The organism is Cyanobium sp. Aljojuca 7D2, from assembly GCF_024346415.1.
Classification (GTDB): domain Bacteria; phylum Cyanobacteriota; class Cyanobacteriia; order PCC-6307; family Cyanobiaceae; genus Cyanobium_A.
The window spans coordinates 132,989-157,986 of sequence record NZ_JAGQCX010000006.1; the positions used below are offsets into that span (position 1 = coordinate 132,989).

The 24,998-nt window shown below is 67.8% G+C and carries 27 protein-coding genes; 9 read left to right on the forward strand and 18 right to left on the reverse strand.

Annotated elements, in window-relative coordinates; translation table 11 throughout:
- Positions 1–231, forward strand: coding sequence for a DUF6737 family protein (locus tag KBY57_RS08190; protein WP_254995373.1), 231 nt, complete (start codon positions 1–3; stop codon positions 229–231).
- A gap of 6 nt (positions 232–237) precedes the next feature.
- Here the strand turns inward: KBY57_RS08190 and KBY57_RS08195 are convergent, their stop codons facing one another.
- Positions 238–417, reverse strand: a complete 180-nt coding sequence (locus KBY57_RS08195; RefSeq protein WP_094559304.1) for a hypothetical protein — start codon at positions 415–417, stop codon at positions 238–240.
- A gap of 116 nt (positions 418–533) precedes the next feature.
- The gene (mfd, locus tag KBY57_RS08200) at positions 534–4,082 is read right to left on the reverse strand and encodes a transcription-repair coupling factor (protein ID WP_254995374.1); all 3,549 of its coding nucleotides are present in this window, start codon (positions 4,080–4,082) and stop codon (positions 534–536) included.
- A 73-nt stretch (positions 4,083–4,155) separates the two neighbouring features.
- Here mfd and KBY57_RS08205 point away from each other — a divergent pair, with 73 nt between their 5' ends.
- A complete protein-coding gene (locus KBY57_RS08205; protein WP_254995375.1) occupies positions 4,156–4,908 on the forward strand; it encodes a hypothetical protein in 753 nt (250 codons plus the stop codon).
- Here the strand turns inward: KBY57_RS08205 and KBY57_RS08210 are convergent.
- Positions 4,905–5,621, reverse strand: a complete 717-nt coding sequence (locus KBY57_RS08210; RefSeq protein WP_254995376.1) for a hypothetical protein — start codon at positions 5,619–5,621, stop codon at positions 4,905–4,907. The two genes, KBY57_RS08205 and KBY57_RS08210, sit on opposite strands and share 4 nt — an antisense overlap.
- A 91-nt stretch (positions 5,622–5,712) precedes the next feature.
- Between KBY57_RS08210 and KBY57_RS08215 the strand changes: the two genes are divergently transcribed.
- The 5 genes from KBY57_RS08215 to KBY57_RS08235 all read left to right on the forward strand — a co-directional run bounded on the left by KBY57_RS08215 (position 5,713) and on the right by KBY57_RS08235 (position 9,299).
- Complete coding sequence (locus KBY57_RS08215) at positions 5,713–6,495, forward strand: TerC family protein (RefSeq protein WP_254995377.1); 783 nt, start codon at positions 5,713–5,715, stop codon at positions 6,493–6,495.
- Positions 6,492–6,857 (forward strand): DUF6464 family protein, encoded by a 366-nt coding sequence (locus tag KBY57_RS08220; protein ID WP_094559289.1) that lies wholly within the window; start codon positions 6,492–6,494, stop codon positions 6,855–6,857. The genes KBY57_RS08215 and KBY57_RS08220 overlap by 4 nt, the downstream gene beginning before the upstream one ends.
- Positions 6,850–7,533: a hypothetical protein gene (locus KBY57_RS08225; RefSeq protein WP_254995378.1), complete on the forward strand. Its 684-nt coding sequence runs from the start codon at positions 6,850–6,852 to the stop codon at positions 7,531–7,533. Before KBY57_RS08220 ends, KBY57_RS08225 begins: the two co-directional genes overlap by 8 nt.
- Before the next feature lie 241 nt (positions 7,534–7,774).
- Positions 7,775–9,028, forward strand: coding sequence for a DEAD/DEAH box helicase (locus KBY57_RS08230; RefSeq protein ID WP_409996428.1), 1,254 nt, complete (start codon positions 7,775–7,777; stop codon positions 9,026–9,028).
- 85 nt (positions 9,029–9,113) lie between these two features.
- Entirely contained in the window at positions 9,114–9,299 is a 186-nt protein-coding gene (locus KBY57_RS08235; protein WP_254995379.1) for a hypothetical protein, read from the forward strand.
- 6 nt (positions 9,300–9,305) lie between these two features.
- On the opposite strand, the gene KBY57_RS08240 is transcribed toward KBY57_RS08235, so the two are convergent.
- The 12 genes from KBY57_RS08240 to KBY57_RS08295 all read right to left on the reverse strand — a co-directional run bounded on the left by KBY57_RS08240 (position 9,306) and on the right by KBY57_RS08295 (position 19,792).
- Entirely contained in the window at positions 9,306–9,491 is a 186-nt protein-coding gene (locus KBY57_RS08240) for a hypothetical protein (protein ID WP_254995380.1), read from the reverse strand.
- A 101-nt stretch (positions 9,492–9,592) separates the two neighbouring features.
- On the reverse strand, positions 9,593–10,633 hold the full coding sequence (gene fmt, locus KBY57_RS08245; RefSeq protein ID WP_254995381.1) for a methionyl-tRNA formyltransferase: 1,041 nt from the start codon (positions 10,631–10,633) through the stop codon (positions 9,593–9,595).
- 49 nt (positions 10,634–10,682) lie between these two features.
- Complete coding sequence (locus KBY57_RS08250; RefSeq protein WP_254995382.1) at positions 10,683–12,053, reverse strand: TldD/PmbA family protein; 1,371 nt, start codon at positions 12,051–12,053, stop codon at positions 10,683–10,685.
- A gap of 2 nt (positions 12,054–12,055) precedes the next feature.
- Positions 12,056–13,474 (reverse strand): TldD/PmbA family protein, encoded by a 1,419-nt coding sequence (locus tag KBY57_RS08255; protein ID WP_254995383.1) that lies wholly within the window; start codon positions 13,472–13,474, stop codon positions 12,056–12,058.
- A 45-nt stretch (positions 13,475–13,519) separates the two neighbouring features.
- Positions 13,520–14,590 carry a magnesium-protoporphyrin IX monomethyl ester (oxidative) cyclase gene (gene acsF / locus KBY57_RS08260; protein WP_254995384.1) on the reverse strand — a complete coding sequence of 357 codons (1,071 nt, stop codon included), beginning with the start codon at positions 14,588–14,590 and terminating at the stop codon, positions 13,520–13,522.
- A gap of 48 nt (positions 14,591–14,638) precedes the next feature.
- Complete coding sequence (locus tag KBY57_RS08265; RefSeq protein ID WP_254995385.1) at positions 14,639–15,040, reverse strand: DUF2996 domain-containing protein; 402 nt, start codon at positions 15,038–15,040, stop codon at positions 14,639–14,641.
- A 48-nt stretch (positions 15,041–15,088) separates the two neighbouring features.
- Positions 15,089–15,568: a hypothetical protein gene (locus tag KBY57_RS08270; protein WP_254995386.1), complete on the reverse strand. Its 480-nt coding sequence runs from the start codon at positions 15,566–15,568 to the stop codon at positions 15,089–15,091.
- A 1-nt stretch (position 15,569) separates the two neighbouring features.
- Positions 15,570–16,226, reverse strand: coding sequence for a flavin prenyltransferase UbiX (locus KBY57_RS08275; protein ID WP_254995387.1), 657 nt, complete (start codon positions 16,224–16,226; stop codon positions 15,570–15,572).
- Positions 16,227–16,229: 3 nt separating this feature from the next.
- Entirely contained in the window at positions 16,230–18,575 is a 2,346-nt protein-coding gene (locus KBY57_RS08280) for an RNB domain-containing ribonuclease (RefSeq protein ID WP_254995388.1), read from the reverse strand.
- A gap of 138 nt (positions 18,576–18,713) precedes the next feature.
- A complete protein-coding gene (locus tag KBY57_RS08285) occupies positions 18,714–19,040 on the reverse strand; it encodes a TMEM165/GDT1 family protein (protein ID WP_254995405.1) in 327 nt (108 codons plus the stop codon).
- Positions 19,041–19,055: 15 nt separating this feature from the next.
- Positions 19,056–19,409, reverse strand: a complete 354-nt coding sequence (locus KBY57_RS08290) for a TMEM165/GDT1 family protein (protein ID WP_254995406.1) — start codon at positions 19,407–19,409, stop codon at positions 19,056–19,058.
- Positions 19,410–19,429: 20 nt separating this feature from the next.
- On the reverse strand, positions 19,430–19,792 hold the full coding sequence (locus KBY57_RS08295; RefSeq protein WP_254995389.1) for a YkgJ family cysteine cluster protein: 363 nt from the start codon (positions 19,790–19,792) through the stop codon (positions 19,430–19,432).
- Here KBY57_RS08295 and psb30 point away from each other — a divergent pair.
- Positions 19,767–20,051 carry a photosystem II reaction center protein Ycf12/Psb30 gene (gene psb30, locus KBY57_RS14285; RefSeq protein ID WP_315859789.1) on the forward strand — a complete coding sequence of 95 codons (285 nt, stop codon included), beginning with the start codon at positions 19,767–19,769 and terminating at the stop codon, positions 20,049–20,051. The genes KBY57_RS08295 and psb30 overlap by 26 nt on opposite strands.
- Here the strand turns inward: psb30 and KBY57_RS08305 are convergent.
- From KBY57_RS08305 to KBY57_RS08315, 3 genes are all read right to left on the reverse strand, one after another.
- The gene (locus KBY57_RS08305; RefSeq protein ID WP_254995390.1) at positions 19,983–21,368 is read right to left on the reverse strand and encodes a chloride channel protein; all 1,386 of its coding nucleotides are present in this window, start codon (positions 21,366–21,368) and stop codon (positions 19,983–19,985) included. The genes psb30 and KBY57_RS08305 overlap by 69 nt on opposite strands.
- 1 nt (position 21,369) lies before the next feature.
- A complete protein-coding gene (recJ, locus tag KBY57_RS08310; RefSeq protein ID WP_254995391.1) occupies positions 21,370–23,265 on the reverse strand; it encodes a single-stranded-DNA-specific exonuclease RecJ in 1,896 nt (631 codons plus the stop codon).
- Between the two features lie 90 nt (positions 23,266–23,355).
- Positions 23,356–24,318: a LysR family transcriptional regulator gene (locus tag KBY57_RS08315; protein WP_254995392.1), complete on the reverse strand. Its 963-nt coding sequence runs from the start codon at positions 24,316–24,318 to the stop codon at positions 23,356–23,358.
- A 307-nt stretch (positions 24,319–24,625) separates the two neighbouring features.
- On the opposite strand from KBY57_RS08315, the gene KBY57_RS08320 reads away from it, so the two are divergent.
- A complete protein-coding gene (locus KBY57_RS08320) occupies positions 24,626–24,982 on the forward strand; it encodes a hypothetical protein (RefSeq protein ID WP_254995393.1) in 357 nt (118 codons plus the stop codon).
- The last annotated feature ends 16 nt before the right edge of the window (positions 24,983–24,998 follow it).

Genomic DNA, 24,998 nt, shown 5'->3' on the forward strand with positions numbered 1-24,998 from the left:
ATGACGGCCCCCTCGGAGTCCATCTGGGCACTGAAGCCCTGGTGGTGTCAGCCCTGGAGCATCCTGCTAACAGGGGCTGTGGCTGTGGCCACCAGTTGGTGGTGGCTGCAGCGTTGGTGGATCACCGCGCCTGTGGCTGCAGTGGTGCTGGTGTGGTGGTGGTTGTTTCTGGTGCTGGTGCCAGCTAGCTATCGGGCGCAGGAGCAGGAGCGCCAAAACCTGGAGCCCTGAAACGGCCTAGGCAACAGGCTGCATCAGGCCGCCACCGGGGCTGGAGTCGTCGTCGTCGTTGTTGTTTGTGTCGCCCTGAAGGAGGGCGTAGAGACCCAGGGCGACCAGGCTGACCACTCCGGAGATCAGACTGAAGCCACCACTGAAACCGCCAAAGCCCGAAGTCGCGTCGATCACCTCGCCCATCGGACCCCCGTTACACACGTTCTCATGAATGTAACGGAACTTTGAGGGTTTTGGGGCTGGGGCGGGAATTCGCACCGCCAGCCCTCTCACGCCGCCTGCTCTCACACCGCTTGCTCTCACACCGTTAAAACCGCCTCGTTCTGGGCCGCTTGCTGCTCGCTGCGCTGGGCCTCGGTGAGGCCATCGGCGCCGGGGAGTTGGGCGGCCATCTGGTTTAGCCAGCCCATCAGCTCCTCCAGTTGCTTCTCGGCGGGCAGCACGCCCAGGCCCCGCGCCAGCACCTTGGCGGTGCTCCCCGACCCCGCCTGATACACGAGTCGCCCATGCAGGTGCTGGGGCAGGCCCTGGCGCAGCAGCCGGAAAGCCGGCTCCTCCATCGGTGTGTCCAGGGCGATGTTGGGTTTCTCCGGCTTGATGCGTGAGAAGCCGCAGCGCTTGGCCACCAGCTTCAGCTCCATCAGCAGCAGCAGCGATTGCACCGGTGCGGGGATGGCGCCGTAGCGATCCACCCAGCCGGCCGCCAGCTCCACCAGGGCAGCCTGGCTGCTGCAGTCGGCCGCGGCGCGGTAGGCGGCCATTTTCTCGTCGTTCTCGGTGATCCAGTCGCCCGGGATGAAGGCGGTGATCGGCAGGTCGATCTGGGTGTCGTCCACCGCCGGGATGTCCTGGCCCTGGATCTCGGCCAGCGATTCCTGCAGCATCTCCATGTAGAGGTCGAAGCCGATCGCCTCCATCTGGCCGCTCTGTTCCACCCCCAGCAGGTTGCCCACGCCGCGGATTTCCATGTCGCGCATGGCCAACTGATAACCGGAGCCCAGTTGGGCGAATTCCTGGATGGCCCGCAGCCGCTGGCGTGCCGCTTCGCTGAGGGAAGCATCGCCGGGATAGAAGAGCCAGGCGTGGGCCTGGATGCCGCTGCGGCCCACCCGGCCCCGCAGCTGATACAGCTGGGCCAGGCCGAACTTGTGGGCGTCCTCGATCAGGATCGTGTTCACCCGGGGGATGTCGAGGCCGCTCTCCACGATCGTGGTGCAGAGCATCAGGTCGGCCTCGCCGGCGTTGAAGGCCACCATGGCGCTCTCCAGCTCCCCCTCGGCCATCTGGCCGTGGGCCACCAGCAGCCGCAGGCCCGGAATCATGCTCTGCAGTTGGGCGGCCACATCGTCGATGCCCTCCACCCTGGGCACCACGTAAAAGATCTGGCCGCCGCGGTCGATCTCCTGGCGGATGGCGCTGCGCACCGCCTCCTCATCGAGGGCGGCCAGGTGGGTTTTGATCGGCCGGCGCAGCGGCGGCGGTGTGGTGATCAGGCTCATCTCGCGCACGCCCGAGAGGCTCATGTAGAGGGTGCGTGGGATCGGTGTGGCGCTGAGCGTCAGCACGTCCACGTCTTTGCGCAGGGCCTTGATTTTTTCCTTCTGGTTTACGCCGAAGCGCTGCTCCTCATCCACCACCAGCAGGCCCAGCTGCTTGAAGCCGGTGCCCTTGGAGAGCAGTTGGTGGGTGCCCACCACCACATCCACATTGCCGCTGGCCAGCCCCTCGAGGATCACCTTGCGCTCGCCGGCGGTGCGGAAGCGGTTGAGCAAGCTCACCTTGAGCGGATAGGGCGCGAAGCGCTCCGAGAGGGAGCGCCAGTGCTGCTGGGCCAGCACGGTGGTGGGGGCCAGCATCGCCACCTGCTTGCCGGCGGTGACGGCTTTGAAGATGGCGCGGATGGCCACCTCGGTTTTGCCGAAGCCCACATCGCCGCACACCAGCCGGTCCATGGGCTGGGGCTGCTCCATGTCGCGCTTCACATCGGCGATCGCCTTCACCTGATCGGGGGTGGGTTCGTAGGGGAAGGAGTCTTCGAGCTCGTGTTGCCAGGGGCCATCGGCCGGGAACGCGAAACCCGGGGCCTGGTGGCGCTCGGCATAGAGCTTCACCAGATCCAGCGCCACCTTGCGCACGGCCTTCTGGGCTCGCTCCTTGGCCTTGGTCCAGGCCGTGCCGCCCATGCGGTTGAGCTCGGGCGGGGCATCGGTGCTGGCGCGGTAGCGGCCGAGGCTGCCCAGCTGGTCGGCGGCGACCCGCAGCAGGCCGTCGGCGTACTGCACCACCAGGTAGTCGCGCGATTCGCCGCTGATCGCCAGCTTTTCCAGCTTCAGAAATCGGCCGATGCCGTGGTTGCGGTGCACCACGAAGTCGCCCGGTTGCATTTTGTTGGGATCCACCGTGCGGCTGGCGGCCTTGCGGCGCCGCCTCACATAGCCGGTGGCGGCCAGGGCGTGCTGGCCGAAGAACTCCCGATCGGTGATCAGCACCAGCTTCCAGGCCGGCAACTGCAGCCCTTCGAGCTCAGCGGTGCCCTTGGTTTTCAGCGCCACCGGCGTGGTCTGCTCCACCAGCCGATCAATGGCCGGGAAGTCGGTGGGGTTGGGCACGAAGCGGGTGATGCAGTCGTGCTCCTCCAGCAGGGCCACCGCCCGGCTGGGCTGGGCCGAGAGCAGCCACACCGTGGCCTTCTCGGCCACAAAGCCCTTCACCAGCCCCGCCAGCTTGCCGAAGGCGTTGGGGTAGGCCGGCACCGAGCGGGAGGCCAGATCGAGACTGTTGGGGTGGCTGTCGGTTTCGTGCAGCTCGGCCAGATCGAAGCCGCCGAAGGCCGCCGCCTGCTCCAGCGCCTCGCTGGGCGGGCGGTGCAGCAGCGGTGGCAGCAGGGCCAGCTCCTGGCACACCTCGCTGTGGTGCTCCACCACATGGTCGAACCACTGCTGGCCGTGGGAGAGGCAATGGCGCCGCTCGTCCACGGCGATCAAGGTGTGGGCGGGCAGGTAATCGAGCAGGCAGGCCGGTTGCTGCCAGGCCAGCCCCATCAGCCGCCGCAGGCCCTCGGGGGTGCCGCCCTCCAGCAGCTGGTCGCTGGCCTCGGCGCTCAGCAGTTGATCCAGTCCATCGGGCATCGCCTCGCGTAGGGCATCGGCGATCAGTGGGCCGTAGCCGGTGGGGGTGAGGCGCACCACCTCAACGGCATCGAGGGAGCGTTGGGACGCGGGATCAAACTCCCGCAGCTTCTCCAGCTCCTCGCCAAAAAATTCCAGCCGCACCGGCAGTTCGGCGCTTACCGGGAAGACATCGACGATGTCGCCGCGGCGGCTCCAGCAGCCCTCCTGCTCGATCGTGGGCACCCGCTCGTACCCCAGGCGCGTCAGCGTTGTGGCTAGCTCGTCGAGATCCACCGTGTCGCCCTTGCGCAGGCTCAGGCACTGGGCCTGCAGGGCCTCCGGCGGCGGCAGGTGAGGCTGGAGGGCCCGCTCGGTGGCCACGATCGCCAGGCGCTGGCCGCCATCCAGCAACTCCGCCAGCACCTGCAGCTGGCCCCAGGTGATTTCGCTGGTGGGATCGAAGGGCTCGTAGGGGCTGGCTTCACTGGTGGGATAAAGCTGGCAGCTGGGCCAGCCCATCAGCTCCAGCAGCGCCGCCCAGCGCCCGGCCTCCTCCAGGGTGGGCACGATCACCAGCAGGGGAGCGCCGGCGGCGCCCGCCAGCGCGGAGCTGATCAGGGCCCTGGCCCCCCGGCCAGCGCCGCTCAGCCGCAGGCGCTCGGGCCGCTTGCTGCGCTCCAGCACCTCCCCGGTGAGGGACGCCTGCTGCAGTTGACGCACCAGGGCGGAGAGGGGCATGGAGGCGCGGGAGGCAAGAAGCTCCGATCTTCGCAACCGGCCTCAGACTGGTGCGGACCGTCCGACTGCCCTGGTGCGTTCCCGCCGTCCGCCCCGCCTGGATCGCCCCCACGGCCAGGTTTCCCTACGGGTGCTCAGCGGGCTGCTGGCTCTACTGGGCGCCGGATTGGTAGCCCAACTGTCGAGGCCTGGGGTGGAGGCCCCGCAGCTTCCCCCGCCCGCCCTTGCCCAGCCCGCTCCCCCGTCGCCGGCGTTGGAGGCGTCTCTGCTGCAGCAATTGGCTTTGGCCGATCGGCAGTGGATCCCCAGGGCTGAAACCCTCCCCAATGGTGCGATTCGCTACCACTACCGACGCCGCGCTGATCAACCGACGCTTTCAGTGGCTGAGCTGCGTGCCCTGATCGCCAATCCCCCCAGCTTTGGAGCGGAGCGGCAGGCGATTGCTGAACTGCTGACGGTGTTGGCGACGGCGGGGGTGCGCCTGGAGCTCACCGAGCCGCACAAGCTGGGGGCGGCCGGTGAATGGGATCCCCAGGCGCGCACGCTGCGCATCCAGCCCCGGGTGGTGGAGAAGGGCAGTGTCGAATTCGCCACGGTGCTCAACCACGAGGCCATTCATGTGGCCCAGAGCTGCCGCAACCGGGGGGTGCGCTCCAGTCCGCGGCTGCTGGGTCTGCCCACCGCCTTGCCGGCCCATCTGGTGGGGGTGCTCAACGAACCGGTGTACCGCCAGGCCTCAGCCCACGAACAGCAGCTCGAGCGGGAGGCCTATGCCAACCAGGCTCGATCGGGTCTGGGTGCCCAACTGGTGCGCCAGCACTGTTAAGGGTTCTGCCCGGCCAGCCATTCACTCTCCAGCAGCATGTTGAACTGCAGCAACTGGGCGTCGCTGAGCTGCTGGCGGCTGGTGAGGGAGAAGTGCTGCTCGAGGAAGGCCCGGCCCTGGCCGGGATCCCATTGCAGCTGTCCCAGCAGCGCGTCGCACTGGCTGAGCAGCTCCCGGCGCCGCAGCGGAGCCCGGGCGGTGGCTGGATCCGTGCCCGGTGAAAATCCCTCTAGGGCTTGGAGGTAGGCCAGCAGATCGCCGTAGCTGGTGAGGCGATTGCGGTTGGGGTGGTTGAACACCCGCTCCAGGTAGATCGCCTCCTGGTCGCGGTCCCAGCCGAGCCGTTGCAGCTCCAGGTCCAGTCGGGCCAGTTCGCTGCTCCAGTCCTCCGGATCGGCAGGAGGCTCCTCGGCGACCTGGGAAGCCGGTGGGCTCGGCTGCTCTTGGTGTGGCGGGGGGCTGGGCGTGGGGTTGCTGGGCCGGTCTGATGGGGTTGCTGAAGCGGGTGTTGGAGCCGCTGTAGCTGCTGGCGGCGTTTTGGGGGTGAGGCGGGCCGCCAGGCGTTGGCGGGCCCTGTCTTCGGCCTCCTCCGCCGTGGCGGCCTCCCCAAGGGCGCCGTCGACGAGCGTGCCGCCGCGCCGCGCCTGCACCAGCACCACCCGGCTGCCGTTGTCGGCATGCACCAGTTGGACCTCCAGCTGTGACTCCTCCACGTGCTTTAAACCCTCCACGAGCTGTGAATCCTGCAGCGGGCGGCTCAGGGTGTCTTTCTAGACTGCCTTTCATCTTGGCCCGCTGCAGCCCGTGGAAGCCGAGTCGATCCAGTCCCTCACTCCCCTGATCAACCAGGCCGATCAGTGGAAGGAGGTGGTGCTGCTACTGCCCTTGCTGGTGGCGCTCGAGGCCGTGCTTTCCGCCGACAACGCCATTGCCCTGGCGGCCATCGCCCGTGGCCTGGAGGATCCAGCGCGTCAGCGCCAGGCTCTCAACCTGGGCCTGGCGCTGGCGCTGGTGTTTCGGCTCGGCCTGATTGTGGCGGCCCAGTGGGTGTTGAACTTCTGGCCGCTGCAGCTGGCGGCAGCGGGGTATCTGCTGTGGCTCTGCGGCCGGCACCTGCAGCTGGTGTGGTCGGAGCCCGGCGATGGGGCCGAATCCAGTGATTTGGCCGCAGCCGGCGCTGGTGCCGAAGGTTCCGGCGGATCAACCCATCCCGGCTCGCTCCACCACGCCGGCCTCGGCTCGATCGTGGCCACCCTGGCCCTCACCGACCTCGCCTTCTCCCTCGACAGCGTGGCTGCGGCGGTGGCGGTGAGTGATCGTTTGCTGCTGGTGATGGCCGGTGGTGTGATCGGAGTGATCGCCCTGCGGCTCACCGCCGAGCTGTTCATCCGTTGGCTGGAGGTGTACCGGCACCTCGAGACCGCCGGCTACCTGGCGGTGGGTCTGGTGGGGATTCGGCTGTTGCTGCGGCTTGGTCTGCCCCAGGTGGTGCCGCCGGAATGGTTGCTGCTTCTCTTCGTGGCGGCCCTCTTCGCCTGGGGCTTCTCGGCGCGCAACGCACCATTGGAAATACCGCCCGAGCCATGAGGGTGGAGCTGCGCCAGATCGGCAGCGACCAGCTGCTCGATGCCCTGGAGGTGGCCGAGCTTGGTGAGGTGCCCCAACCCGGTCGCTGGCTGGAGGCGGCTGGCCGCAGTTTTCTGGTGCTGCAGCGCCGCCACCGCTACCAGCTGCGCAACGGCCGCTATGAACTCGCCTCCGTGGCGCTCCAGGTGAAGGCCCAGCGGCGGCCTGCCGATGCCCGCTGGTGGCAGAACCAATGGGTGATCGGCGATCCCAGCTGCCGTTTCAACGCTCGCAGCCCGCTGCTGCGCTGCGCCGTGCTGCCCGATGGCCCCTGCGAGCGCTGCAGCCACTTCGCCGTGGCGGGCGCTGCCGGCCATGGCTGAACCTGATCAGCCGGTCTGGATCACGGGGCGCCTGATCCGGGGTTACGGCGTCGCCTCGGGGCGTGATTCCGCTTCCCCCTACCCGGCCGGCACCATCAGCCTGCAGCGCCCCCTGTTTGCCCAGCGGGGCCTGGATCTGTCCGACTGTTTCGCCGGCACCCTCAACCTCAGCCTGGCACCCCTGGAGCTGCGCAGCGAGCACCCTGACCACTGCTTTGAGCAGCTCCTTTGGAGCGATCGCCATCCGCCGGAGACCTTTCGGTTTTGGCGCGTGCTGGTGCGCTGCGGCGACTCCCCTGCCCTGGGGGGCTGGATCTACCAGCCCGATCCGCAGACCAAACAACGCCACGGGCAGCCGCCCCAGGTGGTGGAAGTGCTGGCGCCGCCGCTGGAGGGGATTGCGCCCGGTGTGGAGATCGCCCTCGTGGTGGACCCCCACCGGCTCTGGACCATCGATGGCACCCGGCTGCGGGCGCGCTTGCTGGAGTTTTTCAAATTTCGGGTGTTGGCGGCCCAGGACGCTTTCTTCCGCGACTGGCGCGATTCCCCCAGCGGTGCCGTGGATCCGGCCCGTCTGCGGCTGTGGCTCCAGGGGGCCTGGCCCGAGGCGCTGGCCCTTTCCGACAGGGATCTGCTGGCCACCTGCGACCAGGCCTGGCAGCTCTATGGCCCCTGACGGCGGTGCGGTCCGCTGACCAGCCCCCCCTAGGCTGGAGAACTCCGCAGAGCCGGCGATCCGTCAGTCCCCTCCCCGATCCCGCACCGCAACGGCCATCTCCAGTCCAACAGCCGTCTCCAGTCTCCGGGAGGCTGAAAGTCTCGTGAGGGCTGCTAGCGAGGTGCAGGCTGCCAGCCAGTCGCAGGTTGCCGCTGATTCAGCAGCCAACGCGGCGTTGGTCGACTTTGCCTCCTTCGGACTGGGTGAGCCGATCCTCAAGGCGGTGACTGAAAAGGGCTACACCAAGCCGTCGCCGATCCAGGGCCAGTGCATCCCAGCCGTGCTGGCGGGCCATGACGTGATGGCGGCCGCCCAGACCGGCACCGGCAAAACCGCAGGATTCACCCTGCCGATGCTGGAGCGGCTGCGCCATGGCCCCCATGCCCGCGGCGGTGTGGTGCGTTCGCTGGTGCTCACCCCCACCCGAGAGCTGGCGGCCCAGGTGGCCGAAAGCGTGCGGGCCTATGGCCGCTACCTCGACCTGCGCAGCGACGTGGTGTTCGGCGGCGTGAAGGTCAACCCCCAGATCAGCAGGCTGCAGAAGGGCACCGACGTGCTGGTGGCCACACCGGGCCGCTTGATGGATCTTTACCAGCAGCGGGCCCTGCGGCTCGATCGGGTTGAGATCCTGGTGCTCGATGAGGCGGATCGGATGCTCGATATGGGCTTCATCCGTGACATCCAGAAAATCCTGGCGCTGCTGCCTCCCAAGCGTCAGAACCTGCTGTTTTCAGCCACCTTTTCCGGTGATATCCGGCGCCTGGCCACTGGACTGCTCCACAACCCGGTGCAGCTCCAGGCCACTCCGGAAAACCGCACGGCCCCCACGGTGGAGCACCTGCTGCATCCCTGTGACATGGATCGCAAGGCGGATCTGCTCAGCCACCTGATCCGCAGCAACGATTGGCAGCAGGTTCTGGTGTTTTCCCGCACCAAGCACGGCGCCAACCGGATGGCCGAGCGGCTCAGCCGCGAAGGCATGTCGGCGGCAGCCATCCACGGCAACAAGAGCCAGGGGGCACGCACCCGGGCCCTCGCCGACTTCAAGGCCGGCACGCTGCGGGTGCTGGTGGCCACCGACCTGGCCGCCCGGGGCATCGACATCCACCAGCTGCCCCACGTGGTCAACCTGGATCTGCCCAACCAGGCCGAGGACTATGTGCACAGGATCGGCCGCACCGGCCGGGCCGGCCACAACGGCCATGCCATTTCCCTGGTGGCGGCCGAAGAGAGTGAGCTGCTGCGTGCCATCGAGCGCATGATCGGCACCCGCCTGCCGCGTCAGGAGGTGCCCGGCTTCGAACCCAAGGTGCTCTCCGCTCCACCTCTCGATCTCAGTGGCGGCCGGGGTCGTGGCGGACGCCGCCCCTCCTCTTCCCGACCCGCCGCCTCCCCCCAGGGGGCCCGCCGCGAGGGCCGCCGCAGTTCGCGGGCACCGGGCGCGCGACGCTGAACGGCAGCAGTCTCGCTGAATGGCAGCAATGGACACACCGGCTGCGGTGGGTCTCCGCTCGGATGGTGGGGTTGAGACACTTGACATGCCCTACGAGCCCGGATCCCCCCAGTGCCGCGTGCTGATCGATTGCAAGGGGCAGATTGAGGCGATGCTCTTGGCCCTTGGGCGCATCGACAACAGCCAGCACATCCGCGACCAGCTGGTGTCGGTGCACAACCAGCTGGAGGGCCTCCATGCGCTGTATCGCAAGGAGATTGGCTTGGGCTGATTGCGATCAGCTGGCCTCGGTGATCCGCTCCATCTCCAGGCACTGACAGGTGGCGTAGGCACTGGCCAGCGTGGCGACCCTGCGGCGCTGTTTGGGTTGTTGTTCGTGGCTGACCACGTAGCGACCCGACGTCTCCCGGTAGATCAGGCAGCCCTGGCCTGTTTCACCGACATAGGACAGCTCGCTTCCCATGGATCCTCAGCAATGTCTCCACCCTCTGTAGCCACCGTGGGGGATCAGGAAAATTGTGCGAGCCCTAACAACACAGAACGTAAGCCTGCTGTCATCGAGCTTCACGCTGAGCCCAGGCGATCGCCAGGCTGGGCCGCGAGCTGTTGGAGCAGGCTGCCGCCCCTGGCGGTCGCCCTGCCCTCCAGCTGGGCTTCACGCACCAGCACCGGGCAACCGCCGGTGGCCACCACCAGGCCTGTGTCCGATAACACCGCCAGCACCGTGCCTGGGGCAACGGCCGCTGCTGGCTGAGCTGGTGCGGCTCCGCTGCTAGAGGCAAGCGTCGCCTGGGCTTCGGGGCTCAGCTGCTCGGCAAGGCGAGCCACCAGCGGCTCGGTGCTGAGCAGTTTCAGCCGTTTGCCCCGCCAGCTGGTGTGGGCTGCGGGATAGAGACCCATCACCCGCCGGTGGATCGCCAGGGCGGAAGCGCTCCAGTCGATCACCGCGTCGTCTTTGGTCAGCATGCGGGCGATGGTGAGCCCCGCCTCACCCTGGGGGCGCACTCCCAATCGGGTCAGCCGTTCGGTTTCCGGGCCCGTGCCAGTGGCCTCGATCCGGGGCAGGGCTTCAACGAGCAGCTCGGCGCTGAGCTGGGCCAGCCGCTGCCCCAGCTGTTGGGCGTTCTCCCGCAGACCGATGGCGAGGCTGCGCTCCAGCAACACCGGCCCGGTGTCGAGCCCCACCTCCATGGCCATGATGCCCACGCCGGTTTCGGCGTCGCCCTCCAGCAGGCACCACTGGATGGGCCCGGCGCCGCGCCAACGGGGCAGCAGGGAGCCGTGGGCGTTCCAGCAGCCCAGGGGGGGCTGGGCCAGCACCTCGGGCGGCAGGATCTGGCCGAACGCCACCACCACTGAGACGTCGGCGCCCAGGGCCGCGAGCTGCTGCTGGCAGGCTTGATCCCGCCGGATCCTTTCCGGCGTGAACACTGGAATCCCGAGCTCCAGGGCCCTGGCCTTCACTGGGCTGGGCTGCAGCTCCTTGCCGCGCCCACGGCGACGATCCGGCTGGCTCACCACCCCCACCAAGGTGTGACCGGCAGCCACCAGGGCCTCCAGGCTGGGCACGGCGTACGCAGGGGTGCCCCAGAACAGGATCTTCACAACAGTGATTTCAGGGCCGGGATTTCAGGGCCGGTTCAGAGCTGGGTGGTCAGGCTTCGCCGGTGATGGAGAGCCCTTCCACCCAGACGTAGGGGCAGAGGCCATCGGGGGTCACCTTGGCCTCGCCCTCAAACCCCACAATCGCCTGGAGCACCGTGCGAATGTCGCCGGCCACGGTGGCGGCTTCGATCGAGCGGCTGCTGCCGCCCTGCACCAGCCAGCCGTCGAAGGGGAGGGAGAAGGAGCCCTGGCTGGCCTTGACGCCGGCGTGCAGGGCGGAAAGGGAATCGATCACCACCACGGGCCCATCGTGGCCGAGGCGGTTGAGGCCCTGCTGGCCGCCGCCACTGCCCGGGGTGGCGCCGATCTCCAGCCAGTCGATCCCCACCGACACCTTGGCCCCCATGCCGGCATGGCCGGTGGGGGGCACGCCGAAGGCGCGGGCCGTGGCCTCGGAGTGCAGGAAATGCCGCAGCACCCCGCCGTCCACCAGGTCGAGGGGAGCGGTGGGTGTGCCCTCGCCATCGAAGGCCGAGGCGCCCACGTTGCCCGGGTGCAGGCCGTTGTCGCGGATGCTGAGGAACGGCACGGCCAGGGTCTGGCCCAGGGAGTCGCGCTGGCTGAGGCTGACGCCATCGAGCACGGCCCTGGCGTTGAACAGGCTGCTGAAGGCGCCGATCAGATCCAGAAACGCTTCGGGGCTGAACACGCAGGTGTAGTGGCCTGTCTCGATGGGGGCGTAGTCGAGGTGGGCGATGGTGCGCTGGGCGGCTTCTTCGATGCAGCCTTCGATGTCGAGGTTGGAGGTGCCGTAGGCCAGGCGCACTGCTCCTGAGCTGCGGGGCTTGCGGCCGGCTTCCTCGGCCCGGGCATAGAGATACAGACTCGCCGTGGTGAGTCTCTGGTGGCGGCAGGCCCCCTCGCTGTTGAGGTAAAGCCTCTCGCTGCTGCGCTGGGCTAGGCCGTTGTAGGGAACGGTGCCGATGGCGGCATGGCGATCGAGCAGTTGGCGTTCGGCCTGCTTGAGGGTCTCCAGCAGGGTGAGGATCGGCTGGGGCTCGTGGTGGGGCTGCTCCAGGCTGGCCAGGGGGGCCGTGGCCAGGGGCGAGAAGGCCGGGGTCTCATCGGCATTGCCAAAGGCGCTGGCGTCGCGGGCACCGGCGAGGGCTCGAACCAACCCTTCGTCGCTGAGGTCGGAGGTGCTGGTGATGCCCACCAGCCCATCGCCGTTCCACACCCGCACGGTGATGGCGCTGCGCTGGGCCCCTTTCATCTGTTTGGCCTCGCCGCGGTCGACCTGCACGGAGGTGTCGGTGCTGCAGGAGGCGCCCAGATCCCACTGCTGGATGTCGGCCTGTTGGGCCAGCTGCTGGAGTCGGCTGCTCAGGGCCTCGGCGTTGAGGCCGGCGGAGGTGGCCATCGTCAGCGGCCCCCCACGGTGATCGAGTCGACTTTGATGTGGGGCTGGCCCACGGTGACGTAGACACTGCCGCTGACGGAGCCGCAGAAGCCCGCCGCCAGTTCGAGGTCGTTGGCACACATCGAGATCCGGGGCATCACCTCCTTGGCTTCGCCGATCAGGGTGGCGCCTTTCACCGGCTTGGTGAGCTGGCCGTTTTCGATCAGGTAGCCCTCCTCCACGGCGAAGTTGAACTGGCCGGTGGGGCCGACGCTGCCGCCGCCCATCGATTTGCAGTAGAGCCCTTTGTCGACCGAGGCGATCAGTTGGTCGGGCGTGTGCGGGCCGGCGGCAATGAAGGTGTTGCGCATGCGGCTGGCGGCGGCGAAGGCATGGCTCTGGCGCCGGCCGCTGCCGGTGCGGCCATGGCCGGTGCGCCGTTCGCCGGCGCGATCGCTGAGAAAGCGTTTGAGGATGCCGTTTTCAATCAGCACCGTGCGCTGGGGCTCCATTCCCTCGTCGTCCATGGAGAGGGAGCCGAAGGCGCCGTCGGTAAGGCCTTCATCGATGGCCGTCACCGCTGCGTGGGCGATGGGCTCGCCCACCTTGTCGGCAAAGGGAGTGGTGCCGCGCTCCACCTGGGTGGTTTCCAGCAGGTGGCCGCAGGCCTCGTGGAAGATCACGCCACCGAAACGGTTGGCGAGCACCGCCGGCATCTGCCCGGCTTCCACGTAGTCGGCGTAGAGCATGGTGCCAACGCTGGCGCACACGTCCTGGGCGGAGGCATCCGCATCCCAGACGCGCAGGTCGTCGGGACGGCCGGAGGTGCCGTAGCGGCGGCCCAGGCCGGCGCGGTGGTCGCCATCGGCGGCGAGGACGTTGAGGCCCAGGGATTGGTGCAGGCGGATGTCGCGGGCAAAGGTGCCGTCGCTGGCGGCCACCAGCACCGCTTGCCAGTCGCGGGAGTAGCTGCCCCGGCGCGCCTGCAGGTGGCGGCCGTGGTGGGCCAGGCGGGCCGTGCCGTCCAGCAGCTTCAGCGTGGCCTCCGCCAAGGAGGGGCAGCGCTCCAGCCAATCGGCCTTGGCGGCGGCAAAGTCGCGCAGGGTACCGAGGCCGTCGAACTGGGTGGCGGGTGCGCTGCTGCGCAGCAGCCCGAGCATGCCCAAGGCCTGATCCAGGGCCTGGAGCAGGCCGGCGTCGCTCAGGTCGTTGGTGCTGACAAACCCATCCCGATCGCCCCGAAACACCCGGATCCCGGCGCCCATGCCGAAGGAGGGACTGACGCTGGTGATGGTCTCCTGCTCGGCCAGCACCCCGAGGTGATCGGTGCGCTCCAGAAAGATCTCCACCAGGTCAGCCCCAGCCCCCTGTCCTACCGCCAACAGGCTTTCGAGACGGGGCTGCCAGGCCAGGTCAAAGGCGTCGGGTGCAGAGGCAACCAAAAGAGATCAGCGATGGGGGGGCAAAAGCGTTGGGCCGCAGAGGCCTCAGCGCACCGAGGGTTGGAACTGCTCGCTGCGGATCGGGGCCATCAAATAGAGCTTGGCCATCTCGGCGCCATTGGCGATCCAATAGGGCAGCTTGCGCAGCACCTTGATCGGGGCCGGAGCCGAGCTGGCATCGGCCTCGCTCAACTTGTTGTTGTTGCTCACCAGCCGCTCCAGCCGTGTGTAGAACTTCGGATGCTCCACATTGAGCACCACCGGGAAGACCCGGGCGGACGTTTCGTTGGTTTTGGCGATCACGTACTTGTCGTAGTCGCGGGCATCCAGGCCCAGGGCCTCATAAAACTCCTTGCGGGCCACGTCGCGCACGTACATGGTGGCGAACACCGCCAGCAGGAAGAAGCGGCACCAGAGGCGGGCGGTCAAGCCACGCACCGTGTCGGGCTGGGCCTTCATCAGGGCGTCGAAGAAGTCGCCGTGGCGGTTCTCGTCCTGGCACCAGTTTTCAAAGAAGTTGAAGATCGGGAAGATCTTGCTGTCGGGATTCTTCTCGAGGTGACGGAAGATCGCGATGTAGCGCCAGTAGCCAATCTTCTCGCTCAGGTAGGTGGCATAGAAGATGAACTTGGGCTTGAAGTGGGTGTAGGCCTTGCTGGCGGTCAGGAAGCCAAGATCCAACTGCAGGCCAAAGTCGCCCATGGCTTTGTTGAGGAAGCCGGCATGGCGGGCCTCATCACGGGCCATGTGGGCAAAGCACTCCGCCAGCAGGGGGTTCTTGTCTTTGATGCGGCGGCTGAGCTCCTTGTAGAGAAGGAAGCCAGAGAACTCCGAGGTGCAGCTCTGCTCCAGAAACTCGATGAACACCTGGCGGGTTTCAGGATCGAGCTTGTCGGCGGCGCCTTCAAACTCCGCGTTGCGCACGAAGTGCTGCCGGTTGTAGTCCTTGCGGAACTCCTCGCAGATCGCTTCCAGCTCAACGGCATTGGGGCGCAGATCCATCGCCGCCATGGCGTCGAAATCCGTGGTGTAGAACCGCGGGGTCAGGATCGTGTCCTTGACCGGATCCTTGACGGCCGGTGCAGCGGGGCTGGCAATTGCGGCGGGAGGAACCATCGAGCGTGGCGGCTTACGGCAGTGCAGGCATCGTAGAGGGACCGCTCGTCAGTTCGGGCCCAGCCATTTCTGACCGTTCAGCCGCTGCACCAGCCGGGATACCAGCAGCGCCAGGCTCATTTTCTTCTCATCGATCAGAAAGGACTCCAGCAGGCTCGGCTCACTGCCGGCTTCGGCCACGGCCACGGTTTTGGGGGAATTGATGTCCGCTGTGGTAAAGCACAGCCAGAAACGCCGCTCCCCGGGCAGCTTGCCTTTCACCATCCAGCAGTCCGCACCCACCACGGGCATCGGACCTTGCTCGAAGGCCAACTCGGGGGCCGGACCGCCGTAGCCCTGGATCTCCTTGGCCAGGGCGGGGAGCAGGAGCTCGGGCACAAACGTGGAAAACGGCTGGTCTTCCGGGGCCGGTGGCTTGGCTTTGGCGGCTGGCTGGGCGGATTCGCTCACCGGTGCAGGCCCCTTTCGGCATCTGCGCCGACTCTACGCAGATCGCGCTCACCAGTCGTCGCCGCCGGGGCTGTCCCAGCCGTTGCCCACGGCGGTGGTTTGGGGCGTGGCGCTAGTGGGCTCGGCGGCAGCTGCAGAGCGACCCTTGCGGATCACCCGGAACGGCACCGCCACGGTGGGTGCCGGATCGCCGGGTGGACGTTGTGGCCCGGCGGCCCGGCGGGGTGGCGGAGGGGCGGCCGCTTGGGGTGGTTCCTCCCAGGACTCCACCGGTTCGCGGGGCTCGCGCCGCACCTGGCGGCGCAGCGAGACCGGCCCCGTTTGCAGGGCCAGGGCGGCGGCTGCGGCGCTGAGGCCGGCGCCACCGCCGGCGGCCAGGGCGATCCAGGCCCCGATCGGCAGCGCTGGGGTGCTCCAGATCAGCAGCCGCAAGGCCAGGTTGGGCCTGGGGTTGAGGGCGCCCACCAGCAGCACCAGCAGCAGCGGGGCGAGCAGGGGGAGCAGCAGTAGGCGTTGAAGCAGGGCCAACCTAGGCGGAAGGGTCGCCCGGGGATCCTGGCTGGTGGGCCGGCCCCTGCCAACGGCGCAGGCTGCCGAGTTCGTAGCCGAGCACGTCAAAAACCCGGATCACCAAGAAATCAACCATGTCGTCGATGGTCTGAGGTTGGTGGTACCAGGCGGGCACCGGTGGGGCGATGCGGGCGCCTGCCTCGGCCAGGGCTGTCAGGTTGCGCAGGTGAATCAGGCTCCAGGGTGTTTCCCGCGGGCAGATCACCAGGGGCCGTCCCTCCTTGAGATGCACATCGGCGGCGCGCTCCACCAGATCCAGGGCCACCCCAGAGGCGATACGACCAACGGTGCCCATGGAGGCGGGCAGGATCACCATGCCGCGGGTGCGGAAGCTGCCGCTGGCAATGCCGGCAGCTTGGTCGTTCCAGCGGTGGCAGCGCAGCTGGCCGGAGCTGATACCGGTGCGCTCGCGCCAGAACGCTTCCTGGGCCGCCGGCTCCGAGGGCACCCTCAGGCCAAGCTCCGCCTGCCACACACCAATGGCGCCGCGGGAGGTGACCAGCTCCACCGACTCGCCGGCCTCCAGCAGCAGCTGCAGGGCCCGCTGCGCTAGCGGTTGAGCCGAGGCGCCGGAGACAGCCAGCACCACCGGCCCGCTTCCGGCCGCAGGGGTCATGGCTCAGGCCTCGCTTAACACCGGTATCGGCGCAAACGGATCGTGGTCGTGCTCGAGAGCGCGGGCGTCATCGGCGTCATCGGCCCCTTCGGCCGGCCCGTCCCCGTCGGCCATCACGCCTTCGGGCAGCACAACGGCTAGATCGATCTGATGGCGCAGGGCGTCTACCTTCTGGATCTCCACCTCCACCTGGTCGCCGAGCATGTAGGTGCGCCGGTTCTTGCGTCCCACCAGCCGGTTCTGACGCGAGCGGTATTCGTACCAGTCGTCTTTGAGCGAGCTGACGTGCACCAGACCCTCCACCTGGGAGGGGGGGACTTCGACGAAGAAGCCGTAGCTCTGCACGCCGCTGATCACACCGGGGAGCACCTGGCCCACCAGCGGCTCGGCCTGGCGGGCCTGCACCATCGCCAGCAGGTCGGCCTGGAGTTCGGCCAGGAAGCGGCGCCGGCCGTTGAGGCGTTGCACCAGCCCATGCTCCTGGGCCTCCAGGAAGGGGGTGAGCTGGCTGGGGGCCAGCAGCGGCCAGTCGATGGCGCCGTGGCAGGCATCGGAGGCCAGGTCGACGGTGGTTTTGTGGCGCACGCTCGGGCGGTCCTTGCCCTCGGTGAGCAGCAGCACCAGCAGCTGCTGGTTCCAGATGTCCGCGTAATGGAGGGTGGGGCAGCACCACGGGGCCAGGGCCGCATCCTCCTCCAGGCGACCCGATAGGGCATGGGCGCCGGGGGTGCTGCTCAGCTGAATCGGCTTGAGGATGGCCTGCAGCTGTTGCTGCAGAGGCCGGCTGCGATCGGTGCCGGCGAAGGCGGCCGCCAGCTCGGCCGCACTGGCGTTGCCCTCCTCGCTCAATTCCAGGGGAATGTCGAGGGCCAGGGCCGAGCGGGCCACGTCGTTGAGATCGTTGGCGTCGGCGGGAGCGTTGGTGGCGTAGACCACCGGCAGCCCGAGGGTCTGGAGGTGCTGGCCCAGGGCCTGCTCGGCCACCAGCACCGCTTCTCGCAGCAGCGCCAGGGGATGGTGGGGGTCGAGGGTCACCATCCAGCCCTCCAGGGGAGCATCAGGACCTGGCACCGCCAGGTCGCCGAGGCTGTCGATGGCGGGCAGCGGCAGGTTGAGGTCGAGGGAGCCGGCCGCCTGACGTTGTTGACGCAGCAGGCCGGTGACAGCGATCAGCTGCTCCAGCAGGGGCAGCTGATCTTTGAGTCCCTTGAGAGCCGCCGGCACGGTGCGGCTCTTGGGCTTGCGATCCCCGAGGGCCGTCAGAGCTTCAAGGCCCGCGGCGGCCACCGGTTGGATCTGGCTGCGGCAGAAGCGGTAGTGCTCCAGCTTCCCGTCGGTGCTGATCTCCAGGCCCACCGACAGGGCCGCCTGCACCTCGCCCACCTTGAAGGCGCTCGCCTTGGCCAGGGCTGGACTGAGCAGGGGCAACCACTGGCGGCCCACGCAGTAGGCATCGGCCTGGTTGCGGAGCCAGGTGTCGAGGGCGGTGCCGTTGGCGAAGCGCTCGGCGATGGCCGGGGTATGCACCCACAGGGTCCAGCCGCCTTCCCGCTCCTCCAGGGCCAGGGCCGGCAGCCCTGGGGCATCCTTGCCGCTCCACGGTTCCAGCAGCAGGGCTGCTTGGGTGGTGAGGTCGGTGCGCTCTTTGGCCGCCAGGGCCTTGAGGGTGGCCCGGGGGGGCTGGGGACGGTTGTGGAGCCGATGCTTGGTGAGCAGCAGGTCGAGGTCGGCAGCCTCACCGCCGTTCACGGGCAGGCACCGGGCCACGTGGCCTTGGGGTGCAAACTGCCCCACCGGATAGCGGTCTACCAGCACTTCCACCACAGAGCTCTGCTCGGTGTCGAGATGGGTGGCATCACCGGCCGGCAGTTCTACGGCGGTGAGCAGCCGGTCGTCGAGGGGGGTGGCCACCAACCGCTCCTCTTGTTGCTCGACCTGAGCCAAGAGCGAGGTGGTGTGCCGCTCGAGGATGCACTGCACGCCCCCCTCCGGAGAGCGGCGCCGCCCGCCTTCGCGGGTCACTTTCACCAGCACCCGATCGCCGTTCCAGGCGTGGTTGAGCTGGTGATCGCGGATGTAGATGTCTTCGCCGCCGTCTTCCCGCAGGGCGAAGCAGAAGCCTTTGCTGGAGCAGCGCAGCCGGGCCGGGATCAGCTCGGGATCCTCGCGCCGGGCGACGCCGGCATCGCTGATCTCCACCAGCCCCAGCTTGGTGAGTCCGTCGAGCCCGATCTGCAGCTGCTGCTTCTCAGCTTTCTGGCTCAGGCCGAGGGCCTTCTCGAGCTTGGTCAGCGGCAGGGCTTCATGGGCGGGAAGCTGGTCGAGCAGGTCGGCGACCGTGAACTTCATCGGTGGGAGGGCTGGTTGGCGGTGGGCCACCCAGGAATGCCCCAGGATGCAGGGGCGGGCGGCGAGGTGAAGAAGGCGGCTGATGGCGGACTGGGCTCGGAGCGATGCCCACGGCCACCAAAACCTTCCTGGTCAATGTTAGTCGGCTGAGGGATCCTTGGCTGCCGTTCCGACCTCTGCGACGGTCTCTTCGCCGCTGGAGCGCTGGATCAGCCGCACGCCGATCACCAGGAAGCCCACCGAGGCCGCCAGTTGCAGCGCATTGGTGGGGATCACGGCCGAGAGGGATCCGCCCGCCGCCGCTCCCAGCAGGCTGGCCAGCACCAACGCCAGGGAGCTACCAGCGAAGACTGCCCCGGGGCGGGTCGAGGTGCCGCTGATGGTCACGATGGCGAGCTGGGTCTTGTCCCCCAGCTCGGCCAGGAACACGGTGACGAAGGTGGATGCGAGCAGGGCGAGCGGCAGGGCGGACACGGTCGTTCAGGTGAGGGGAAGTTCGGAAGGAGAGGGCACCAGTCCCAGCACGGCCTGACGGCCCAGCCAGAGCCCCAGGGCCACCATCAGGATTCCCGCCAGGCGTTCCAGCTGCTGCGGCGGCATCACCCGCGCCAGCCAGCGGCCCAGCAACACCCCCACCAGGCTGGAGCTGATCAGGGCCAGGGAGGCCCCCACAAACACCACCACCGGACGTCCCGACTGGGCCGACAGCAGCAGGGCGGCGAGCTGGGTCTTGTCGCCCAGCTCTGCCAGGAACACCGTGGTGAAGGTGGTCAAAAAGGCCGCACCCCAGGTGCCGGCTTGGGCGGGTTTGGGGAGCTCGCGGTCGTTGCTCATGGGAGTGCTCATGGGCGTGCTCATTGGCGCTGTCGGATGGCACGTCGGAAGCGCCGCATCACCCTGCCACGGCCTCCGTATTCACTGCGGATCTGTTGGAGGCAACAGCTGATCGCCAGGCGGTCGCCGGCGCCGGGGTCCTCGGGCGAACCAAACAGCTTGACCAGGTTGGCGACGTTGCAGAAATCGGGGCGGTCGGCATAGATGCGGCAGCTGCGGGAGCCGGTGTTGAAGTGAATGCACCAGCCATCGGCGCCCACCATCGCCAGATACTGCTCCTGCTGTGCGGGGCTGAGGGCGTCGATGGCCTCCTGCCGCAGGCTCGGATCCAGGCGACAGCAGGCCCCGCAACCGCTGATGCAGCGCCATTTCTCCTGTGTCATCGCCCGGTCGCGGTTGCTGTCCATTCAGCCACAGTCATTCCCGCGTGCCCGCTGTGACAAGCCGTCACAGAGCCAAGCGGAAGCCCTGGAGCAGCGGGCACGGCGCTTACCCTGTGGGCGCAGCGTTTGCCGCTTCTCAGCCGCCACCACCATGGGTATCGACTTTCATCTGATCGCGAATTTCGCCGCCCTAGCCCTGATCACCCTGGCCGGTCCGGCCGTGATCTTCGTGCTCTTCTACCGCCGCGGCGCCCTCTGAATCAGGGGCCAGCTCTGGCATCCTGCCCAGCTTCCAGAGGGCGTGATAAATCGGCTCGGGTTGGACCCGGCGGCCAACGGTGGCTCCAAGCACTGCGCTGAGCAGGATGCCGAACAGCCATTGCTGATCGCCCAGCATGCGCATGGCGAACAACACCGTCATCAGCGGCAGCTGGGTGGCTCCGGCTAAACCTGCTGCCATGCCCAACGCGAGACCCAGCTGGGCATCCCCGCCGAGCAGCTCGAGTGAGCCACTGCCGAACAGGGCACCGATCGCGAAGGCCGGGTCAATCAGTCCCCCAGGGACTCCGGCCGCCAGGGCCAGCACGGGCGCCACGATCCGTGAGCCCAGCACCAGCCACCAGGCCGCGATGCTCACCGGCTCCCCCGGGATGGGCAGGCTCCCCTGACCGTCCAGTAGCTGGCCCATCAGCGCCTCGCCATCGCCACCACTCCAGCCACCGCTGGCGAAGGCGATCAGGCCCAAGGCCAGGCCCAGCCCGAGCCCCCAAGCCAAAGGGCGTTGCCGTATCCGCTGCCGCAGCAGGGCCGAGCTGGTCCAGAGCAGGCGGCTGAACAGCCCTCCCAGCAGCCCACCGCCGATCCCAACCGGCAGGGCCCAGAGCAGCTGCTGCCATTCGGCTTGGGGGGTCTGCACCAGGCCCAGGGTGAAGATCGGGATGCCGCTGAGGTTGCTCACCAGGGCGGCGGCGGTGCACACCACTGCTGCAGGCCAGAGCACCGACGTGTGAAAGCGCCCAGTGAGCTCTTCCATCACGAACACCACCCCCATCAGCGGGCTGTTGAATCCTCCCGCCAGGCCGGCGCCGGCGCCGATGGCCATCAGGCTCTGGGGCTGAAGCGAGGCAAGCAGGCGCGGAAAGCGGCGGCGCAGCCCATGGGCCACGGCCGCGCCCACCTGCACCACCGGCCCTTCCCGGCCCAGGGGCACCAAGGCCAGGCTGGCGGCGCTCCAGAGTGCCAGTCGCGCCAGCGTTGGGCCGCGGCTCATCAGCTGGGGTGCCTGGCTGGGATTCTCCAGGCTTTCGAGCGCCTGGGGGATGCCGGAGCCGGCGCCCTGGGCCAGCGGCCCGGCCTGCAGCCACAGCAGCAGGGGCATGACCAGCACCGGTGCGAAGGCCAGGGCCAGGCTCTGGGGCGTCCAGTGCCCACCCCGGAAACCGGGCAGCTGGTGCAGCAGCAGGTCCTGGGTGCGGTCGACCAGGTTGAGGGGCCAGCAGGCCAGGCCCACCAGCACGCCGATCAGCAGAAGCTGAAGCAGGGTGCGCAGGGGGGAGCGGAGCAGGGGGAGGGCCATCTCAGGCAACGAGTCCCAAGGCGATGGCCGCATCCTGCATGAGGGCCCGCACATAGGGATGGGCATGGCTGCTGCCCTCCGCACTGGTGAGTTCATCTCCGGCCGCATTGCGCACCACCAGGCCGGCCCCCTCGCGGCGGCACCAGTAGGTGCGGTCGCGCCGCTTGAGCACCACTTCATCGCTGCCGCTAGCCCCGCCGGCGCTGGGCCGCAGTCCCACCAAGTCAAGTTGCAGGCGCTCCTCCCCCTGCCAGCTGTTGAGCGCCAGGCGGTAGGCCACATCCACCCGCCCCGGCAGGTTGGCCTCGCCCTGCCAGCGCCAGCCCATGGCCCGCAGGCCAGCTTCACCCTGGCGCAGCTCCAGCTGCAGGTGTCCCCCGCGCAGCAGTTTCTGGCTGGCCACCTCGCAGCCCTGGCTCCAGAACACCGGCTGGGGGTGGCCGATACCAAAGGGTTCGAGCCGTTGCAGCTGCCGGTGGAAGTTGCGGTCGATCTGGGCGAACGGCAGCAGGGCCTCCGGTTCCACCGGGGTGCCCTGGCCGGCCTGTTGCAGCCAGGTGTCGGCCAATTGGTTGAGCTGCTCGTGCAGCGCTGCCACCTGTTCGGCCCGCACCGTGAACCCCCCTGCGGCGGGGTGGCCGCCAAAGCGCTCCAGCAGGGGGGCGCAGTGCTGCAGGGCCCGATCCACCGCAAAACCCCGGGGCGCCCGCACCGAGGCCCGCAGGCGGCCATGGCCCTCCCCGGCCAGCAGGGCGGCGGGCAACCCGAAGCGCTCCACCAGCCGGGCCGCCACGATGCCGATCACGCCGTGGTGCCAGTGGTTTTGAGCCAGCAGCAGAAAGGCGGGACGCCGGGGCCCATCGGCCTCCAGCAGGGCGATCGCCTCCGCCTCGATGGCGCTGCAGAGGTCGCGGCGCTGCCGGTTGAGGGCCTCGCAGTCTCGCGCCAGATCCAGGGCCCGATCGGGATCGTCGGTGGTGAGCAGCTCCACCACCAGCTGGGGATCCCCCAGCCGGCCCACGGCATTGATGCGCGGGGCGATCTGAAATCCCACCGCCTGGGCATCGAGCGGGGCCTCGTCCAGTCCGGCCAGCCGCTGCAGGGCCTGCAGGCCAGCCAGGGGGCTGCCCCCCAGCCCGGGTAGCCCGTCGATCAACCAGCGCCGGTTGACCCCCACCAGGGGCGCCATGTCGGCGATCGTGCCGATGCAAAAGAGATTGAGCGCGATCTGCAGGCCATCGGCCCGCTTGAGGCTTTGGCAGAGAGCTGCCGCAAGCACGTAGGCCAGGCCAACGCCCGCCAGGCCGCGATAGGGCGACTGGGGTGGCGTGCGCTCTGGATGCAGCAGGGCCAGGTGGGGCGGCAGGGGATCGGGGATCGTGTGGTGGTCGGTGAGGATCGCCTCGACGCCGAGGGCCTCGGCCCGCTCCAGGGCCTCCAGGGCCGAGACGCCGTTATCGACCGTCACCAGCAGGGCCACGCCCTGCTCGGCCAGCCGTTCCACCATGGCGGCGTTGAGGCCGTAGCCGTCGTCCATGCGGCTTGGGATCGCCGCGACTGGTCGGGCCCCCAGGCGCTGCAGCACCCCCACCAGCAGGGCCGTGCTGGTCATGCCATCGGCGTCGTAGTCGCCGCAGATGGCCACCTGTTCCCCCTGACTGCAGGCCTGTTTCAGCCGGGCCACGGCCTTGGCCAGGTCGGGGAAGTGGCGGCCAGCTGCGGGTGCGGCGGGCGGATCCAAGAGGGCCGCGATCGCCTTTGCACTGTTGAAACCGCGCCGGCTCAGCAACGCCAGCAAGGCCTCCGGCAGCGGACTGTCTGCTGGCGCCTGGCAGAGCCCTTCGGGCGCCAGGGGGGCAGGCAGGTGCCAGCGTTGCTGATCAAGGGCAGGCAGCAACGACGGCGCAACCAGGGCCCCGCCATTGTGCGGCGCCTGCCGTGCGGATGCATCCCTGCTCAGGCCCAATGCAGGCAGTTCACCCTGCCATCAGTGCAGCCACTGCACCGCGCTGCAGCGTCCAATCGGCGAGGTGCGCAGGACACCTTTGAGCAGCTGGAAGGATCTGAGAAACGATGGATCGGCAATCACATCACGGTGGCCGATGAAGGCCATCACCTCCTTGACATCCAGTTGGTAGGGCAAAGGCACCACCCCGAGTTTGGACTCAAGCTCGGCGAGGCGATGAGGCGGCACCACTGTGAGGCTGTGGCCATCGGTGGCAACATCCTCCCAACGATGGGCGTCGTAGTCGGCGCCGCCATAGGGGCAGCTGGAAAGGCCATGCTGCTGCAAGGCTTTGGTGAAAAGAGGTGACACCCCCATGGGTAGGGCTGGTGATGGATAAAGCGCTAAATCGTCCGGGGTGATGTTGGAGCACCTTTGAAGGGGATGGTTGCGATGGCTCACCAACACGTACTCCCAGCTCAACAGGGGAATCGCAAGCAGGCTTTGGCCTAGGGCCAGGCGGTTGGCCTGCAAGACCTCCAGCGCAGCAGGAATCAGGGGCTGACATTCGAGCAAGCCACCAAACCACACATCGACGAGGCGGTCGTCGAGCAGCGAGAGTGCTCGGCCCGTGCTCATGGAGGAGATCTGGAGCTGCTTACACCCCAAGGGCAGATCCAATCCGGGAGATTGCCAGCCTTTGGAGCAGCGCAACACGGCCCGGCGAACGCGTAGCTTCTGGGACGCCTCGCGCAGCGCCGACAACACGTCATAGTTGCGGCGTGGCATGTAGCCGTCGTCACCTCGATCAAAGCCCAGGTCGAGCTGGTCGCTGAGCAACCGGTATCGCCGCGAACAACTGCTCTGGGAAAGCCCCAGCTGTTCGGCCACTTTTACCGTGCTGCCAAAAACCTGGATGTGATCCAGCACATCGAGGTCGGAGAGGACGCTCTCGTCAAACACAACAGGAATGGCGACTTGAGAGGGGAGAATGCCTAGCTGCATCCATCTCCTAGATATGAATAGTCGCATCTACGCTGCAAAATTGCGCTATTTTTTCCAAAAAAATGCCAAATCCGCATAGGCTGCACTGGGTTATTTGCGTTGCGCATAACAATATTCGCTTTTCGGGTGGCAAGATGGGGTTCGAGTCCCACGGCTTTCCTTCCCTCTCCCGCTCTCTGGTTGGACGGTCCTGGCTCATGCCCATGTCTTTCCATAGCGCCAAGCTAAGAATTTTCAAATGTTCGGCTTGAACATCCCCCCCCCCCCCGCTTTTTCTCTCCATCCCCCGTGTTTTCAGGATTCATCCATGCCCGACAACGAACTGGATCGCCCCTTTGTCGTGACATATGAGTTCAATGAACTCGTAGTCAATATGTGTGCCTTGGTTATGTATCACTCAAAAAAGCTCAACGAACTTGCCGAGCTTGGCTCTTCTTGTTCAGATCAGCGGGCAAAAGACAATGCAAAGCGCTATGTGTGCATTGCGGAGTCGCTGATCTTGCGTATTCAAGATGTCTTGGATGAAAAAGAATTGAGCTCGCTGGCCGCGGCTCCAGGGCCGACTGAAAGTCAGGCACAAGGCAGCTGGCGCGGCCATGCTGGTGCCGGTTTTGTCGGGACTGCTCCCGTCCGTTGGCCCATTCTGTTGCCAGTGCTGATCTGATCGCCTTCCTGCAGGC

Excerpts from the sequence above, each read along its gene's own strand:
- KBY57_RS08190 (WP_254995373.1), top strand. The coding sequence starts at position 1 with ATGACGGCCCCCTCGGAGTCCATCTGGGCACTGAAGCCCTGGTGGTGT.
- KBY57_RS08195 (WP_094559304.1), bottom strand. The coding sequence starts at position 417 with ATGGGCGAGGTGATCGACGCGACTTCGGGCTTTGGCGGTTTCAGTGGT.
- mfd (WP_254995374.1), bottom strand. The coding sequence starts at position 4,082 with ATGCCCCTCTCCGCCCTGGTGCGTCAACTGCAGCAGGCGTCCCTCACC.
- KBY57_RS08220 (WP_094559289.1), top strand. The coding sequence starts at position 6,492 with ATGAGGGTGGAGCTGCGCCAGATCGGCAGCGACCAGCTGCTCGATGCC.
- KBY57_RS08225 (WP_254995378.1), top strand. The coding sequence starts at position 6,850 with ATGGCTGAACCTGATCAGCCGGTCTGGATCACGGGGCGCCTGATCCGG.
- KBY57_RS08235 (WP_254995379.1), top strand. The coding sequence starts at position 9,114 with ATGCCCTACGAGCCCGGATCCCCCCAGTGCCGCGTGCTGATCGATTGC.
- KBY57_RS08240 (WP_254995380.1), bottom strand. The coding sequence starts at position 9,491 with ATGGGAAGCGAGCTGTCCTATGTCGGTGAAACAGGCCAGGGCTGCCTG.
- KBY57_RS08250 (WP_254995382.1), bottom strand. The coding sequence starts at position 12,053 with ATGGCCACCTCCGCCGGCCTCAACGCCGAGGCCCTGAGCAGCCGACTC.
- acsF (WP_254995384.1), bottom strand. The coding sequence starts at position 14,590 with ATGGTTCCTCCCGCCGCAATTGCCAGCCCCGCTGCACCGGCCGTCAAG.
- KBY57_RS08275 (WP_254995387.1), bottom strand. The coding sequence starts at position 16,226 with ATGACCCCTGCGGCCGGAAGCGGGCCGGTGGTGCTGGCTGTCTCCGGC.
- KBY57_RS08280 (WP_254995388.1), bottom strand. The coding sequence starts at position 18,575 with ATGAAGTTCACGGTCGCCGACCTGCTCGACCAGCTTCCCGCCCATGAA.
- KBY57_RS08290 (WP_254995406.1), bottom strand. The coding sequence starts at position 19,409 with ATGAGCAACGACCGCGAGCTCCCCAAACCCGCCCAAGCCGGCACCTGG.
- psb30 (WP_315859789.1), top strand. The coding sequence starts at position 19,767 with ATGCAGCGCCATTTCTCCTGTGTCATCGCCCGGTCGCGGTTGCTGTCC.
- KBY57_RS08295 (WP_254995389.1), bottom strand. The coding sequence starts at position 19,792 with ATGACACAGGAGAAATGGCGCTGCATCAGCGGTTGCGGGGCCTGCTGT.
- KBY57_RS08305 (WP_254995390.1), bottom strand. The coding sequence starts at position 21,368 with ATGGCCCTCCCCCTGCTCCGCTCCCCCCTGCGCACCCTGCTTCAGCTT.
- KBY57_RS08315 (WP_254995392.1), bottom strand. The coding sequence starts at position 24,318 with ATGCAGCTAGGCATTCTCCCCTCTCAAGTCGCCATTCCTGTTGTGTTT.
- KBY57_RS08320 (WP_254995393.1), top strand. The coding sequence starts at position 24,626 with ATGCCCGACAACGAACTGGATCGCCCCTTTGTCGTGACATATGAGTTC.